At 68.6% G+C, this 13,904-nt stretch carries 14 protein-coding genes; 9 read left to right on the top strand and 5 right to left on the bottom strand.

All coding sequences use genetic code 11. The annotated features are described in order from the left end of the window. The first annotated feature begins 85 nt into the window (after positions 1-85). The 5 genes from gap (at position 86) to ACWEIJ_RS31305 (ending at position 3,843) form a co-directional block, all read left to right on the top strand. Positions 86-1,090 carry a type I glyceraldehyde-3-phosphate dehydrogenase gene (gap, locus tag ACWEIJ_RS31325; protein ID WP_355447342.1) on the top strand — a complete coding sequence of 335 codons (1,005 nt, stop codon included), beginning with the start codon at positions 86-88 and terminating at the stop codon, positions 1,088-1,090. A gap of 20 nt (positions 1,091-1,110) precedes the next feature. Next, positions 1,111-2,304, top strand: coding sequence for a phosphoglycerate kinase (locus ACWEIJ_RS31320; RefSeq protein WP_449840848.1), 1,194 nt, complete (start codon positions 1,111-1,113; stop codon positions 2,302-2,304). Next, positions 2,304-3,092, top strand: coding sequence for a triose-phosphate isomerase (gene tpiA / locus ACWEIJ_RS31315; protein ID WP_449840847.1), 789 nt, complete (start codon positions 2,304-2,306; stop codon positions 3,090-3,092). The genes ACWEIJ_RS31320 and tpiA overlap by 1 nt, the downstream gene beginning before the upstream one ends. Before the next feature lie 95 nt (positions 3,093-3,187). Then, complete coding sequence (secG, locus tag ACWEIJ_RS31310; RefSeq protein ID WP_355447351.1) at positions 3,188-3,433, top strand: preprotein translocase subunit SecG; 246 nt, start codon at positions 3,188-3,190, stop codon at positions 3,431-3,433. 65 nt (positions 3,434-3,498) lie between these two features. Continuing rightward, complete coding sequence (locus tag ACWEIJ_RS31305) at positions 3,499-3,843, top strand: RNA polymerase-binding protein RbpA (RefSeq protein WP_053738343.1); 345 nt, start codon at positions 3,499-3,501, stop codon at positions 3,841-3,843. Positions 3,844-3,988: 145 nt separating this feature from the next. Here the strand turns inward: ACWEIJ_RS31305 and ACWEIJ_RS31300 are convergent, their stop codons facing one another. Next, complete coding sequence (locus tag ACWEIJ_RS31300; RefSeq protein ID WP_449840846.1) at positions 3,989-4,834, bottom strand: hypothetical protein; 846 nt, start codon at positions 4,832-4,834, stop codon at positions 3,989-3,991. A gap of 79 nt (positions 4,835-4,913) precedes the next feature. On the opposite strand from ACWEIJ_RS31300, the gene ACWEIJ_RS31295 reads away from it, so the two are divergent. Both ACWEIJ_RS31295 and ACWEIJ_RS31290 read left to right on the top strand, forming a co-directional pair. Then, the gene (locus ACWEIJ_RS31295; protein ID WP_449840845.1) at positions 4,914-5,675 is read left to right on the top strand and encodes a hypothetical protein; all 762 of its coding nucleotides are present in this window, start codon (positions 4,914-4,916) and stop codon (positions 5,673-5,675) included. After that, positions 5,672-7,279 (top strand): serine/threonine-protein kinase, encoded by a 1,608-nt coding sequence (locus ACWEIJ_RS31290; RefSeq protein WP_449840844.1) that lies wholly within the window; start codon positions 5,672-5,674, stop codon positions 7,277-7,279. The genes ACWEIJ_RS31295 and ACWEIJ_RS31290 overlap by 4 nt, the downstream gene beginning before the upstream one ends. On the opposite strand, the gene ACWEIJ_RS31285 is transcribed toward ACWEIJ_RS31290, so the two are convergent. From ACWEIJ_RS31285 to ACWEIJ_RS31275, 3 genes are all read right to left on the bottom strand, one after another. Further along, the gene (locus tag ACWEIJ_RS31285; RefSeq protein WP_449840843.1) at positions 7,276-8,538 is read right to left on the bottom strand and encodes a sensor histidine kinase; all 1,263 of its coding nucleotides are present in this window, start codon (positions 8,536-8,538) and stop codon (positions 7,276-7,278) included. The genes ACWEIJ_RS31290 and ACWEIJ_RS31285 overlap by 4 nt on opposite strands. Positions 8,539-8,672: 134 nt before the next feature. Further along, positions 8,673-9,302, bottom strand: coding sequence for a DUF4360 domain-containing protein (locus ACWEIJ_RS31280; protein ID WP_449840842.1), 630 nt, complete (start codon positions 9,300-9,302; stop codon positions 8,673-8,675). Between the two features lie 73 nt (positions 9,303-9,375). Beyond that, complete coding sequence (locus ACWEIJ_RS31275; RefSeq protein WP_449840841.1) at positions 9,376-10,005, bottom strand: DUF4360 domain-containing protein; 630 nt, start codon at positions 10,003-10,005, stop codon at positions 9,376-9,378. Between the two features lie 194 nt (positions 10,006-10,199). Here ACWEIJ_RS31275 and ACWEIJ_RS31270 point away from each other — a divergent pair, with 194 nt between their 5' ends. After that, positions 10,200-10,589: a response regulator gene (locus ACWEIJ_RS31270; protein ID WP_449840840.1), complete on the top strand. Its 390-nt coding sequence runs from the start codon at positions 10,200-10,202 to the stop codon at positions 10,587-10,589. Here ACWEIJ_RS31270 and ACWEIJ_RS31265 read toward each other — a convergent pair. Continuing rightward, on the bottom strand, positions 10,577-13,480 hold the full coding sequence (locus ACWEIJ_RS31265; RefSeq protein ID WP_449840839.1) for a substrate-binding domain-containing protein: 2,904 nt from the start codon (positions 13,478-13,480) through the stop codon (positions 10,577-10,579). The genes ACWEIJ_RS31270 and ACWEIJ_RS31265 overlap by 13 nt on opposite strands. Between ACWEIJ_RS31265 and ACWEIJ_RS31260 the strand changes: the two genes are divergently transcribed. After that, on the top strand, positions 13,473-13,883 hold the full coding sequence (locus ACWEIJ_RS31260; protein ID WP_449840838.1) for a hypothetical protein: 411 nt from the start codon (positions 13,473-13,475) through the stop codon (positions 13,881-13,883). The two genes, ACWEIJ_RS31265 and ACWEIJ_RS31260, sit on opposite strands and share 8 nt — an antisense overlap. The last annotated feature ends 21 nt before the right edge of the window (positions 13,884-13,904 follow it).

The raw sequence follows: 13,904 nt of genomic DNA, 5'->3' as shown, positions 1-13,904 counted from the left end.
AGATACGCACTATCCGTGTGACCAGCGGCGCAGTTCGACAGATAGGGTGGGCGTGTTCCTGCCAGTCGAACGCAAGGAGTCCGTCGTGACGGTTCGTGTAGGTGTCAACGGTTTCGGTCGCATCGGGCGCAATTTCTTCCGCGCCGTGAGGGCTGGCGGCCACGACATCGAGATCGTCGCGTTCAACGACCTCGGTGACGTCGCCACCATGGCTCACCTGCTGAAGTACGACAGCATTCTCGGTCGTCTGGACGCCGACGTGCAGGTCACCGACGAGGGCATCTCCGTCGACGGCAAGGTCATCAAGGCCCTGGCCGAGCGCGACCCCGGCGCTCTGCCGTGGAAGGACCTCGGCGTCGACGTCGTCGTCGAGTCGACCGGCTTCTTCACCGACGCCCCCGCCGCGCGCAAGCACGTCGACGAGGGTGGCGCCAAGAAGGTCATCATCTCCGCGCCGGCCAAGGGCGAGGACCTGACCATCGTCATCGGCGCGAACGAGGACAAGTACGACGGCTCGCAGACGGTCATCTCGAACGCGTCCTGCACCACGAACTGCCTCGCGCCGCTGGCCAAGGTCCTGCACGACAGCTTCGGCATCGAGCAGGGCCTCATGACCACGATCCACGCGTACACGCAGGACCAGAACCTGCAGGACGCGCCGCACAAGGACCTGCGCCGCGCCCGCGCCGCCGCCCTGAACATCGTGCCGACCTCGACCGGTGCCGCGAAGGCCATCGGCCTGGTGCTGCCGGAGCTCAACGGCAAGCTCGACGGCTACGCGCTGCGCGTGCCGATCCCCACCGGCTCGGCCACCGACCTGACCGTCACGCTCAAGCGCGAGGTCACCGTGGACGAGGTCAACGCCGCGTACAAGGCCGCCGCCGAGGGCCCGCTGGCCGGCATCCTCAAGTACTCGACCGACCCGATCGTGTCGGCCGACATCGTCACCGACCCGCACTCGTGCATCTACGACGCGCCGCTGACCAAGGTCATCGGCAACCAGGTCAAGGTCGTCGGCTGGTACGACAACGAGTGGGGCTACTCCAACCGCCTCGCGGACCTGGTCAAGCTCGTCGCGTCCAAGATCTGATCAGCGGGAACGGAAAGTCAGTGAAGACTCTCAGCGACCTGCTCGCGGAGGGTGTCGCGGGTCGGCGCGTCCTGGTGCGCGCCGACCTGAACGTCCCCCTCGACGGAGACAAGATCACCGACGACGGCCGCGTGCGCGCGTCGGTGCCGACGATCAAGGCCCTCGCCGACGCGGGTGCCCGCGTGATCGTCACCGCTCACCTCGGCCGCCCCAAGGGCGAGCCGGACCCCAAGTTCTCCCTGGCCCCGGCCGCCGCTCGCCTCGGTGAGCTGCTCGGCTCCGAGGTGGCGCTCGCGAACGACCTGGTCGGCGAATCCGCCAAGGCCGTCGTCGAGGCGCTCACCGACGGTGGCGTCGTGATGCTGGAGAACGTCCGCTTCGACGCCCGCGAGACCTCGAAGGACGACGCCGAGCGCGCTGCCCTCGCCGAGGAGCTGGCGGCCTTCGCGGACGCGTTCGTGTCCGACGGCTTCGGTGTCGTGCACCGCAAGCAGGCCTCGGTCTACGACGTGGCGAAGAAGCTGCCCGCGTACGTCGGCGGTCTCGTGGAGACCGAGCTGGGCGTGCTGCGCAAGCTCACCGACGACCTGGAGCGCCCGTACGTCGTGGTGCTCGGCGGCGCGAAGGTGTCCGACAAGCTCGGTGTCATCGCGAACCTGCTGACCAAGGTCGACAAGCTGCTGATCGGCGGCGGCATGGCGTACACGTTCCTCAAGGCCCAGGGCCACGAGGTCGGCACGTCGCTGCTGCAGGAAGACCAGCTCGACCAGGTGCGCGGTTTCCTCGCGGAGGCCGAGAAGCGCGGCGTCGAGCTCGTGCTGCCGGTCGACGTGCTGGTCACGGCCGAGTTCGGCTCCCCGGAGCACGAGGTCGTCGGCACCGACGCGATCCCCGCGGACAAGATGGGCCTCGACATCGGGCCCAAGTCGCGTGAGCTGTTCACGTCGAAGCTCGCCGACGCGAAGACCGTGTTCTGGAACGGCCCGATGGGCGTCTTCGAGATCGAGACCTACGCCGGCGGCACCCGTGCCGTCGCCGAGGCCCTCGTGAAGTCCGAGGCGTTCACCGTCGTCGGCGGTGGCGACTCGGCGGCCGCGGTGCGCGCGCTGGGTCTGCCCGAGGACGGTTTCTCGCACATTTCCACGGGCGGCGGTGCCTCCCTGGAGTTCCTCGAAGGCAAGGAACTCCCCGGCATCAGCGTTTTGGAGTCCTGATGGCAGCCCGGCTCCCGCTGATCGCGGGCAACTGGAAGATGAACCTCAACCACCTCGAAGCGATCGGCCTCGTGCAGAAGATCGCCTTCTCCCTGCCGGAGAAGTACTTCGCCAAGGTCGAGGTGGCCGTTCTCCCGCCGTTCGTCGACATCCGCAGCATCCAGACGCTGGTCGACGGCGACAAGCTGCTGATCAAGTACGGCGCGCAGGACATCTCGCAGCACGACTCCGGTGCCTACACCGGTGAGGTCTCCGGCCCGATGCTCGCCAAGCTCGGCTGCCACTACGTGGTGGTCGGGCACTCCGAGCGCCGCGAGTACCACGGTGAGACGGACGCGCTGGTCAACGCCAAGATCAAGGCGGCGCTGAAGGTCGAGGTCACCCCGATCTTCTGCTTCGGCGAGAAGCTGGAGACCCGCGAGGCCAAGGGCCACCTGGAGCTGGTGCGCCAGCAGCTGGAGGACGGGCTCAAGGGCTTCACGGCCGAGCAGGTCGCCAAGATCGTGTTCGCCTACGAGCCGGTCTGGGCCATCGGCACGGGCCGCACCGCCTCCTCGGCCGACGCGCAGGAGGTGTGCTCGCTGGTCCGCTCGTTCGTGGCGGAGAAGTACGGCGAGGAGACCGCGGCCGTGGTCCGGGTGCTTTACGGCGGTTCGGTGAAGTCGTCGAACATCGGTGAACTGATTCAGCAGAAGGACATCGACGGCGCTCTCGTGGGCGGCGCGAGCCTTCAGGCGGACGAATTCACCAAGCTGTGCGCCCTGGCCGCGGGCGGACCTCTACCCTAAGTTGATCTGAATAAACCCGCACACCCAAGTGGTTGCACACGTTCGGCAGTCGAACAGGTACTCTATGGCGTCGGCTGCCTGTCAGTGAGGAAGAAATGGTCCTGTTCCTGCAGATCCTGTTGATCGTCTCCAGCGTGCTGCTGGTGCTGCTCGTGCTGCTGCACCGCGGTCGTGGTGGCGGCCTTTCTTCGCTGTTCGGCGGCGGCATGCAGTCGAGTCTGTCCGGTTCCTCCGTCGTGGAGAAGAACCTCGACCGTCTGACGCTGTTCGTCGGCGCGGTCTGGGTCATCGCGATCGTGGGCATCGGACTGCTGATCAAGCTGCCCGGCGCGGGCAGCTGATCTCCGTTCAGCGGCAGAAGCCCTTCGGGGCTTGGGGTAACCACTTGGTGGGGGTGTAACGGTCGATGTCCGGTGGTAACGCGATTCGCGGTACCCGCGTCGGCGCAGGCCCGATGGGTGAGTCGGAGCGCGGCGAGTCCGCGCCCCGCCGTCGGGTGTCGTACTGGTGCGCGAACGGTCACGAGTCCCGGCCATCTTTCGCGGTCGACGCGGAGATTCCGGAGAACTGGGACTGCCCGCGTTGCGGCCTGCCGGCAGGGCGGGACGAGCAGACGCCACCCGCGCCTCCGCGCAACGAGCCGTACAAGACGCACCTTGCGTACGTGAAGGAGCGGCGCTCCGACGCGGACGGCGAGGCGATCCTCGAAGAGGCTCTCGCCAAGCTGCGCCGCCAGCGCGAAGAGCCGTAGACCTGGCTCGGTCACACAGATCAACAGCTTCAACGCGAAAGGCCCCCTCGCCGCGAGGGGGCCTTTCGCGTGTCTTTTTCGCGTTGTCGAGTGCACGCGGGGAGCTTTCGTACTCTCCTGGAGTACGAAAGGGCCCCGCGTGCGGCTAGCGGCGCAGGCCGGTGAACTGGCGGCGCAGCATTGCGGCGCCGATCAGCAGGAAGAACAGCAGGATCACGAGGGTGCTGGTCGTGCCGCCGGACGAGCTGGACAGCGTCACGTCCACGTTGCCGACGAGCACGATGCCGCACTCCGCGCGCACGACGTGCCGTCCGGGCTCGATGTTCGCGAACCTCACCGGCGACGTGAACTCGCCCCTGTCGTTCGCGGTGGTCTTGCCGACCTCCTCACCGAGCGAGCGCAGGGTCACGTCGGCACCGTTCGGGCAGCCCGTGCCGGTCGCGGTCAGGTCCTCGCCGGGCTGGATGTTGTCCTTGTCCAGGACCAGCACGCCGTCACCGGGGTCGGACGAGGTGGTGGCCGAGGACGGGGTCTGCGAGGACGACGACGGCGTGTCCGTGGTCGTGGTGGTCACCGGGGGAGTGGTCGTGGTCGTGACCGGCGGGCGCGTCACGGGCGGCTTGGTCACCGGAGGGTTCGTCACCGGCGGCTGCGTGACGGGCGGCTGGGTCGTGGTGGGCGGCGGCGGCACGACGACGCGCAGCCCCGTGGACACCTTGTTGCAGCTGTTGTACGCGTCGATGGTGTGCGACCCGGCGGTCGTGCTCGCGGGCACGGTCGCCCCGACCGACCCGCTCGCGGCCGAGGCCGCCGAGGCGACCTGCGCGCCGTCCAGCGTGAAGGTGATGGGGCCGACGATGCGACACGGCCGGAAGTTGTTCCAGGAGATGGTGATGTTGCCGCCCGCTGTGGCAGGCTGCGGCGCCGCGGTCACCACGGCCGGCGGTACCGGCGTGGTCGTCTGGGCTGCCGCCGGTGTGGCGCTCAGCACCGTAACACCGGCTGCAACAGCCACGAGTAAGTCTGAAGACCGCATTCCCTCTCCCCGGATCAGAACCTAAGGTGCGCTAGTGAGACGTCGCTTGGCCGGTGCAGGTTTACTGCTGTGGTGCGGAATTATGCTGCTGCCGTCAACGGCCTCCGCACAGGACGGGTCCGTTCTGCTGGAGGCCGATGTGGACGGTAGGCCGGTTGGCGTAGGAACCCTCGTGCTCGACCCGGCGAAGACCGCCAAGGTGGCCGTCACGGTCCGCAACAACACGAACACGCCGCAGCACGTGAAGACCGTGCGGATCAGCGGGACGGCGCTCGCGTTGACCTTCTTCGCCTACGACACAACGGTTCCGTTCGACGTGGCGCCGCACTCGGAGCAGAGCCGCTCGTTCCCGCTGGAGCCGTCGGACCTGGGCACGCAGGCGCTCGGTCTCCTTCCGGTCACGGTTGAGGTCATTGATCAGCAACGGGAAACGATCGCGTCGGTGGAGACGACCGGGGACGTGCGAGGCTCGCTCTGGTCGGTGTACGGGGCGTTCGGGCTGGGAGTGCTGGTGCTGACGGGGTTGTCGTGGGCCGGTGCCCTGATCGCCCTGGCGCGCCGCCGGCTGCCCCCGAACCGCTGGCAGCGGGCCATGCGGTTCCTGCCGGCCGGCATCGGGACCGGGCTCGTCGCGGTGATCTCGTTGTCGGTGCTGCGGTTGGTGGCGCCGTCGCCCACGGCGGAGATCCCGTTCATCGTCGGCGCGGCCGCCGCGGCGTTGCTTCTCGGCTATGTGACACCGCATCCGGGTGAACAGCAACCGTCCGAAGTGGATACCGTGAGGATTCAACGGTGACTTTGTCCAGTGTGGTCGCCGCTCTGCCGCAGTACGCGATCGGCGAGCAGATCGGCGAGGGCGGGATGGGCGTCGTCTACGGCGGCGTGCACCGTCAGCTCGGGCGTCCCGTGGCGATCAAGCGACTGCCGCACGCGGTGGCCGAGGACCCGCGGATGAGCGAGCGCTTCGAGCACGAGGCGCGGTTGCTGGCCCGGCTCGACCACCCGCACATCGTCCCGGTCTACGACTACGTGCGGCAGCAGGGCGAGCACCTGCTGGTGATGGAACGGCTCGACGGCGGCACGGTGTGGTCGCGGTTCTCGACCGACGGCCTCACCGCGCAGCAGTCGTGCGCGCTCGTGCTGGCGACGCTGTCCGGGCTGCACGCGGCGCACGAGGCCGGCGTGCTGCACCTCGACGTCAAGCCGAAGAACCTGCTCTTCACCTCCAACGGCCTGGTGAAGGTGGCCGACTTCGGCATCTCGCAGGTCGTGTCGGAAGGCGCGACGCTCGTGACGCACGGCGGCGCGGTGCTCGGCACGCCCGCCTACATCGCGCCGGAGCAGGCGATGGGCAACGCGCTCACGCCCGCCGCCGACGTCTACGCGACCGGCACGGTGCTGTACGAGCTGCTGTCCGGCGACCTGCCGTTCGAACGCGGCGGCGGGCCGATCGCGATGATCCAGAAGCGGGTGTACCAGGACCCGCGGCCGTTGCGGAACGTGCCGGAACCCCTTGCGGGCGTGGTGATGCGCAGCATCGCGCGGGACCCGGACGCCCGCTACCGCAACGCCGAGACGTTCGCGATCGACCTGGCGGGCGCGGCGGGCCACCTGTTCGGGGCGGACTGGCTGCCCCGGCTCGGCATGCCCGTGCACCTCGCGCCGCAGGTGTCGGCGTCGTCCACGCGTCCCTCGCTGCGGCCGGTCGAGCGCGACACCGTGTCGCTCACGCAGCAGCCCATCCGGGCCACGCTGGTCGACCCGATCCCGGCCGCGCGCCTGAGCGGCAGCAGCACGCTGGTGCCGGCCGCGTCGGTGCTCAAGCCGCCGTCCACGCCGTGGGCGCTGTGGCTGGTGGCCGCGTTCGCGTTGCTGGCACTGGCGGTCGTGCCGTTCGTGGCTGGCGGGCAGCCCGGCAAGGTCATCACCCAGGACCTCGCCGACCCCGTGAACGTCGTGGGCACCCGGCTTTCCGTGACACTGGCGGGGATTCCGCTCGCGGACGTGACCGAGCACGGGCCGGCGGGCTTCGTGCTCCCCGGCGCGACGCGGTGGATCGTCGGCGGCGTGGTGACGGCGAAGACCGACGGGCCGGACGGGGTGTTCCTGCTCGGCTCCAACCGGACGCCGTGGCTCAGCATCATGGGCACCGGCTCGGCGTTGCTGCTGCTCTTCACGTTCGCGTACCTGGAGTCGAACCTGCGGGCGTTGCGGCGGCGGCAGACCGGACTGGCCGCGGTGATCGTGTCGGTGCCGCTCGGGTTCGGGCTCGGCCTGGCCGTGTGGCTGCTCATCTCCGTGTTGCTGAAGCACGAGCCGACGATGTCGGTCGCGTTGACGTGCGGTGTGCTCGGTGCGGCGGCGGCGATCAGCGCCTCACTCGCGTCCAGGCCCCGCTAGTTCGAACCGCCGCGCTGCCTCGGGAACGACGCCATCACGACGAAGCCGCCGTCCTCGGTGGGGCCCGCGGAGAACTCGCCCCCGAGCAGTGCGGCGCGCTCGCGCAGACCCACCAGTCCGTGACCGCCGCTGGGCAGCGACGGTTGGGCGGGTGAGGACGACCCCGCGGTGTTGCGCACCTCGACCAGCACGTCGTCATCGTCGGCGTCCACGAGGACGGTCGCGCTCGCCCCGGCCGCGTGCTTGCGGATGTTGGTGAGCGCTTCCTGGACCGTCCGGTAGACCGCGCCGGCCACCGGTGCGGCCAGGTCGTCGACGGGGCCCTTTACCTGCATGGACACCTCGAAGCCCGCGTCGGCGGCGAGCTCGGGCAGCTCGTCGACGCCCGGCTGGCTGTCGTCGGTGGTGCGCAGGACGGACACGAGCTGACGGAGCTCGTCGAGAGTGCGGGTCGACAACGTGCGGATGGTGCCCGCGACCTGCTTGTGCTCGGCGTCGGCCACGGCCATGCGGAGCGCGCCCGCCTGCATCGCGATGAGGCTGACCTGGTGCGACACCACGTCGTGCATCTCGCGGGCGAGCTTTGCCCGTTCGTCGGCCCTGATGGCGTGCGCGTGCAGCACACGTTCGCGTTCGCGCGACTCGGCGAGCTCGGTGATGCGGTCGGCCAGCTCCTGCCGGGCGTGCGCCAGCAGGGCGATCGCGATCGGGAGGCCGATCACCAGGAAGCCGTAGATCGCCGAGTGGAAGTGACCGGAGATCGGGGTCTTGGTGAACTCCGACGGCGGCCAGGTCATGAAGCGGCACGACCACACGAGCACCCCGGCCACGACGGTCTGCCAGCCGGTGATGTACCGGCGCGCGACCGTGTAGAGGGCGATCATCGCGGCCATCTGCGCCCAGCCGGTGAAGAAGCCGGGGATGGTCAGCACCAGCACCACGAACGGGAAGCGGCGGCGACCGACCAGCGCGGCGACCGCGAGCCAGTTGAACCACTCCTGGTACGGCTCGACGGCGGGGAAGTTCGGGTCCGGCGGCAGCGCCTTGATCCACTGCGACTTCAGCCAGACGTCGAGCAGCGCGACGAGGATCAGCCCCAGGTCGATCAGGAGCTGTCGGCGGTCGCCGCGCAGCGACCAGCGCGAGCCGGCCTCCGCGCCCTCGGCGCGTCTGGCCGGAAGCAGCGTGGCGGTCAGGATCCGACCTCCCTTGTGAGCCTTCCGGCCCTCACCGTACTGCGCGTATGTCGCGGTTGGCATAACTGCTGCCCCTTTGCCCCGACCTGCCCCGTCACAGAGTGCAGACGGTCGGACACACGGATTGGTACGGCGCTCGGCTCACTTATGTGCTACCGCACACGCATCGGGCGTGTGCGGTAGCCGCGCGGAGGTGGTTACGAGCAGTGCTTCCAGGCGAAGTGGTACGTCGTTTCGAGGCTGCCGTCGGTCGAGTCCATCGTCATGAAGCTCGTGGTCGTGGTGGTGTTGGAGGTACCGCCGTAGACCCGGAGCTCCGTGTTGATGTTGAAGTTCCGCTTCTCGCCGCACGGCGAGTAGACGATGGCGGCGATCTCGGTGGTGTCGGTGGCCTGCCAGTCGTCGCTGACGGGGCCGTTGTACCGGTGGGAGATCTGCTCGGTCTGCGACATGCCCTGGAAGTAGTAGTTCGCCTTCTGGACCGCGTACGCCCCCTGTTCCAGGTGTGCGAAACCTCTGTAGTCCGCTGAGGCGATGCCGTAGGTGAAGCCCTGCGGCACGTTGACCCGCAGGTTGAGCTGGCAGTTCTTGCGCAGGTCAGTCGGCTTCGCACCGACGCCGACCTGGGCCAGGTAGTCGCTGTAGGTGACGGTGAACGCCTTGTTGTCCTCGGAGACCGCGACGGCTGCCGTCCCCGCGGGGCAGCCCGAGCCGTTGATCGTGACGATGTCGATCGTGATGTGGTCGGGCGGCGGCGTGTCGTTCGGCGCGCCGGGCGGGATGACGATCGCTGAGGCCAGCAGGGCAGCGGCAACCGCGTTGATCATGGGACACCTTTCCAACACAACTCGCAGGGTGGGCGGCGGCGGTTGAGCAGGGAGGCGGCGGCCTGGGTGGAAATCAGCAGCGCTTCCAGGAGAAGTGGTGCAGCGTGCGCACTTCCCCGCGCGTGTAGTCCATCGTCAGGAAACTGTTTGCATTGGCGTCCGAGGTTCCCTTGTCCACCTTCAGGGAGCTGTTGACGTTGAGATTCCGCTTCTCACCGCACGGCGCCCAGACGATCTCCGAGAACTCGGTCCGGTGCGTGATCGACCAGTTGTCGTCGAACGGTCCGGTGAACGAGTGCTTCCACGTGGTGGTGGCCGATTGACCCTGGAAGTAGTAATTCACCGACTGCGACCCGGTCGCGCCGCGCTCAAGGTGTCCGTAGCCCGCGTACTCCGCTTCCGCGATGCCGTACGAGTAGCCCTGCGGCGAGTTGATCTGCAGGGTGAGCTGGCAGTTCTTGCGGATCTCCGTCGGGCTGGCACCGTTACCGGCCTGGGCCAGGTAGTCGCTGTAGATCACCCAGAACGAGGTGTTGTCCGATGCCACGACCACTTCCGCGGTGCCCTGCTTGCACCCGGAACCGTTCACCATCACCACGTCGATCGTCACGCGGTCCGAAGGAATCACCTCGGCGGCGTGTGCGGGTGTGGACGACAATGTGAACAGCACGGCCAGAGCGGCTGCTGCCGTCGCTTTACGCATGAAGTTGGCCTTTCCTGGTGCCTCTTTCTCAGCGTGGAGCGGCAGCGGTGCCGCGAAGGTTAGCGCAGACCCTCAACCAATGGTGTGATCCAAATGGCCCATGTCATCCTGATGGAGCAGTTCGTGAAGAATTACCGGAAATAGTTGTCGACCTGGTGCTGAGGGCACGAATAGTTTCCGGCATACTGACGCGCATGTCGCAAGCTGGGCTGGTGCTCGTGGTCGAGGACGAGGACCCCGTGCGGAGGTACACCGTCAGCCTGCTCGAAGAGCTCGGCTTCACCGTGCTGCAGGCCAGCGACGGTTCCGAGGCGATCGCGATCCTGCGCGAGCGCAGCGCGGAGATCAGCGCGATGCTGCTCGACCACAGCATGCCGGGCCTGTCCGGCGAGGAGGTGCTGGCCGAGCTGGTGCGGGAGGGCCTCACCGTGCCGGTCGTGCTGACCAGCGGCCACGACCGCACGCTGCTGGAACGCCGGTTCGCGGGCCACGACGTCGCGGGCTACCTGCAGAAGCCGTTCCGCATCGAGGCGCTGGACGAGACGGTCCGCGCCGCCGTCGCGCGTCGTGCTCAGGCGTCCTGACGCAGCGCCTCCCGCACGCGTTCGAGCAGCTCGCTCTCCACGTACGGCTTGGTGATCAGCACCTCGTCGTCGAGGACCTCGTCGGTCGTGTAGCCGGACATGTAGATGACGGCGGGCGCGGCACCGGTCGAGCGCAGCAGCCGTACCAGCTCGGGGCCGCCCATCTTCGGCATCACGACGTCGGTCAGCACCAGGTCGATCGTGCTGCGGTGGGCCGTGGCGAGCTGCAGCGCCTCCTGCCCGTCGCTCGCCTCGATCACCGCGTAGCCCGCGCTCTCCAGCGACCGGCGGGTCATGATCCGCACCTGGCCGTCGTCCTCCACCAGGAGCACCGTGCCCGCTCCCTGGTGCGAGGTGGTGCGGCGCGCGCACGGCGCTTCGGGCGTGCCGTCGCGGTCGTGCGGCACCGGCAGGTAGACCTCGATGGTCGTGCCCCTGCCGGGCGCGCTGATCAGCTCGATCTGGCCACCGGACTGCTGCACGATGCCGAACACCGTGGACAGGCCGAGACCGGTGCCCTTGCCGACCGGTTTGGTGGTGAAGTACGGCTCGAACACCTGCGCCTGCACGTCCGGTGCCATGCCCGCACCCGTGTCCCGCACGCGCATCACGACGTACTCGCCGGGCCGGACGCCGACGATCCGGCCGGTGTCGCCGGGGCCGAGCGTGGCGTCCGCGATCTCGATGGTGAGCTTGCCGCCGTCGGGCATCGCGTCACGGGAGTTCACCGCGAGGTTGAACAGGATCTGCTCGACCTGGCCCGCGTCCGCCCACACCCGTGCCACGTTCTCCGGCAGGTCCAGCTCCAGCTCGATCCGGTCGCCGACGAGCGTGCGCAGCATCGAGTGGACCTTGGTGAGGTTGTGCTTGAGGTCGAGCGACTCCGGGTGCAGGACCTGCTGGCGGGTGAACGCGAGCAGCTGCCTGGTGAGGTTCGCGGCCCGTTCGCCGGCGTGCCGGATGTCCTCGATGGCCGTGCGGCGCGGGTCGTCCTGAGGGGTGCGGCGCAGCAGCATCTCGCTGTTGCCGTTCACGACGGTGAGGATGTTGTTGAAGTCGTGCGCGATGCCGCCGGTCAACCTGCCGATGGCTTCCATCTTCTGCGCGTGCCGCAGCTGCGCTTCCGTTTCACCGACGCGTTCTTCGAGCCGTGCGCGCGCGTCCTTCAGCTCCTGCATGAGCCTGATGCCCCGCAGCGCGCTGCTGAGCTGTTGCTGCACCGCCTCGTAGATCCAGCCGGGTTCCGGGCCCTGCTCGAAGATCGCGTACCCGAGGTGGTCCTCGTCGGTGTAGAGCGGAACGCACATGGCGCTGAACGGCTGGCCGCGGTGGAACGGGTACGGCGTCAGGTTGATGGCCGGGAACGGCGTGCTCACGTGGTCCTGGAGCTGGTTGTCCTCGTACCGCACGAGCGCGCGCGCCATGCCGGGGGAGTCGTACGCCATGACGTGACAGCCGGGAATGCCGAGGCGCGGGAGTTCTTCGGTGAGGGCGGCCGTCAGCTCGTCGACGTCACGTGACGCGATGAGCCGTTGCCCTGCCTCGCGCACCGTCTGCTCGTGGCGCTCGTGCGAGAGGTACTTGAACCGTGCCTCCGTGGCGAACGCATCGCCGACAAGGAGCTGCACGCGCAACCACAGGTCGTTGACGAGCGTGGCGTCGCTGATCCGGGCCGTCACGAACCGGTGGAGGTCGAACAGCGGCGGCCACCACCGTTCGGGCTCGCACCCGGCGCGCGCACTCGCACGGATGTACTCGGCGAGCAGCTTCAGGAACTCCGCGCCTTCGACTTCCCCTCGGCCCGCCGCCATCAACTCGACGATGAGCTGCTCGGCCCAGCCCTCCGGCAGCGTGGTGGACGGCGGCCCGAGCGAGCCGCGCAGGTGGTCGGCCACGGTCGCCGCGGTCGCCGACTCGGAGATGTTCAACCGGCCGTGCGCGGGCGCGTGGTCGCCGAGCCCGGACGGCAGGCAGCCGCACGACCGCCGCACGATCAGCTCGGTCGGCATGGTCTGCCGCGGCAGCGTCGGCCTGCCCTCGACGAGGGCCAGTGCCAGTTCCGCGGCCCTGACCCCCATCTCGTGGAACGGCGCGCGCACGGTGGTGAACGCGGGCGTCGCCGCGTCGATGTTCACCTCGCGCCGCACCCGGTCCGGCGGCCAGTCACCTGTGGCCGTGACGTAGCCGAGGTCGTGCGTGCGAACGTTGGTGTGGTTGTCGTACCCGACGACCGCGATGTCCTCCGGCGTGCGGAAACCCAGCTCCTCCAACGCGGACACGACCCCGATGGCGTAGTCGTCGTTCGCGGCCGCGATGGCGTCCGGCGGCTCCTGCAGCCTCATGAGCATCTTGCGCACCGCGTCGGCCGCGCCGCTGGGCTCCCAGATGAACGAGCCGGGCATGGTGACGAGCTCGGGTTCGAACGCGATCCCGTGCTTGCGCAACGAGTCCAGGTACCCCTGGAACCGCTCCTGCGCCCCCGCATGCGTTTGCGGGCCTCGCACGAACGCGATCCGCCGCTTCCCGTGCACCTCGACGAGGTGGTCGACGGCCTGCTTCATGCCGTCCCGGTTGTCCATCATGATGGTGGGCCACTGCGCGAGGGACGTCTCCACACTCACCATCGGCATGGGCGCGTACCGCTTCACGAACTCGTGCATGCCCTTGGACCCGACGAGCTGCCCCACGCGCGTGGTCCACACGACGAGCGCATCGATCCGGTTGGGCGAGATCAGGTCGTACACCGTGTTCGCCCGCCGCTTGTGCAGGTCCGGGTGGTCCAGCTCGTTGCCCACGAAGCACAGCAGGTCGCACCCGAGGTGCTGCGCACCGTCGCTGACACCACGCCACTGCTCGCCCGCGAGCTCGATGAGCGGGCCCGCGGTGATCATCCCGATGGTGGGACGCCGCTTCGCACTGCCGTTCGCCACAAAACCCCCGCTACTGAACGCGATTCGGGATGATACGCGTTGTCGAGAGGAATGCCTGCCGCGTTACCTGGGGGAATTGCTCGTGAACACCGCTTCTCCGGACGACGACGACTCCGCATTCCTCGTGTGCGAGGACGAGATGATCCACCCCGACGTGTTCTTGGCGGAGAACCCGGCCACCTCGCCCGTCACCATTTTCCGTCTCACCACGCACACCGAGAGGTCGGTGCGACTCGCACTGGCGTCCCGTCCGGATCTGCCGGTCAGGGCGTACCAGCGGCTGACCGGCGATCTCGATCCCGAGGTGGCCGAGGCAGCCGCGGTGAACCTCCGAAGAAAACGGCCCCCAAAGCCAATGCCTTGAGGGCCGGTCGAACCGGAACGG

Source organism: Lentzea sp. NPDC004789 (genome assembly GCF_053601075.1).
Note: the sequence above shows the minus strand (reverse complement) of the source record. Positions and strands in the feature narration are given on the sequence as shown.

Coding starts and splice junctions, on each gene's coding strand:
- tpiA (WP_449840847.1), top strand. CDS start 2,304: ATGGCAGCCCGGCTCCCGCTGATCGCGGGCAACTGGAAGATGAACCTC.
- ACWEIJ_RS31280 (WP_449840842.1), bottom strand. CDS start 9,302: ATGATCAACGCGGTTGCCGCTGCCCTGCTGGCCTCAGCGATCGTCATC.
- ACWEIJ_RS31270 (WP_449840840.1), top strand. CDS start 10,200: ATGTCGCAAGCTGGGCTGGTGCTCGTGGTCGAGGACGAGGACCCCGTG.
- secG (WP_355447351.1), top strand. CDS start 3,188: ATGGTCCTGTTCCTGCAGATCCTGTTGATCGTCTCCAGCGTGCTGCTG.
- ACWEIJ_RS31305 (WP_053738343.1), top strand. CDS start 3,499: ATGTCCGGTGGTAACGCGATTCGCGGTACCCGCGTCGGCGCAGGCCCG.
- ACWEIJ_RS31275 (WP_449840841.1), bottom strand. CDS start 10,005: ATGCGTAAAGCGACGGCAGCAGCCGCTCTGGCCGTGCTGTTCACATTG.
- ACWEIJ_RS31265 (WP_449840839.1), bottom strand. CDS start 13,480: ATGATCACCGCGGGCCCGCTCATCGAGCTCGCGGGCGAGCAGTGGCGT.
- ACWEIJ_RS31285 (WP_449840843.1), bottom strand. CDS start 8,538: ATGCCAACCGCGACATACGCGCAGTACGGTGAGGGCCGGAAGGCTCAC.